Origin of the sequence: Mycobacterium sp. IS-1264, assembly GCF_001954195.1 — a bacterium.
Classification (GTDB): domain Bacteria; phylum Actinomycetota; class Actinomycetes; order Mycobacteriales; family Mycobacteriaceae; genus Mycobacterium.
The window spans coordinates 1-777 of sequence record NZ_MBES01000087.1; the positions used below are offsets into that span (position 1 = coordinate 1).

The 777-nt window shown below is 68.3% G+C and carries 2 protein-coding genes; both read left to right on the forward strand.

Translation table 11 applies throughout. The annotated features are described in order from the left end of the window. Positions 1-74 (forward strand): hypothetical protein (locus A5744_RS24510; protein WP_139329418.1); only part of this gene is annotated, 74 nt, incomplete at its 5' end. A gap of 430 nt (positions 75-504) precedes the next feature. After that, positions 505-777: PPE domain-containing protein (locus A5744_RS23345; protein ID WP_139331476.1), on the forward strand; the 273-nt coding region annotated here is incomplete at its 3' end.

The following is a 777-nucleotide window of genomic DNA, read 5'->3' on the forward strand; positions in this document are numbered from 1 at the left end:
TGCGCGGCGCCGGCGCAGGCCCACGCTACGGCTTCAAACCCACCGTCATGGCCCGCCCCCTCTCCGCCGGCTAAACCACACACCCCGAAGGCGCGCCCCGCACACACGTGCGGCCGGCGCGCCTTCGGGCGTCCTAGTCCGAACGACGTGGCGCGGGCGGCTTTAGCTGCGGCCGGATTTTTATCCCAGGTCGAGGCATTTACCGCCCAAACATGCCGCGGCAATGACCGGTGGAGCCGCTAACACCTCCCGCCCGTCGCGGACGTTATCGGATGTTGCCGCAGGTGGTGGGCAAGTCTTGCGGAGAGCCGTAGGCGTATGGGCGCCGCGTCGTCCGTCTCAGGTCCCGCACAGGTTAGGGTGGCGGTTCCGCGGCGGGTCGCTGCGGCGGGGAGGTCAGGGGAGTCCTCCCGATTAGCCTCACTCAAAAGCAACTTGGTGAATGTCGTCATGCGGGGGCGATGCGTGAGTAAACCCATGCCGTTCGGGCACGGTGGTTCGTAGGTGCTCGATTTCGGCGCATTACCACCGGAGGTCAACTCGGGTCTGATGTATGCGGGTCCGGGGTCGGGGCCGATGTTGGCGGCGGCTGCTGCATGGGATGAGTTGGCCGCGGAGTTGGCCACCGCGGCCAGTGGCTATGGGTCGGTGGTTTCGGAGTTGACCAGCGCCCCGTGGGTGGGTCCGGCCTCGAGGTCGATGCTGGCCGCGGCCAGTTGCGGGGTGACCGCGGCGACGTTTTGGGCGGAGTTGCCCGCCGGGGTGGCCTGGGCCTGG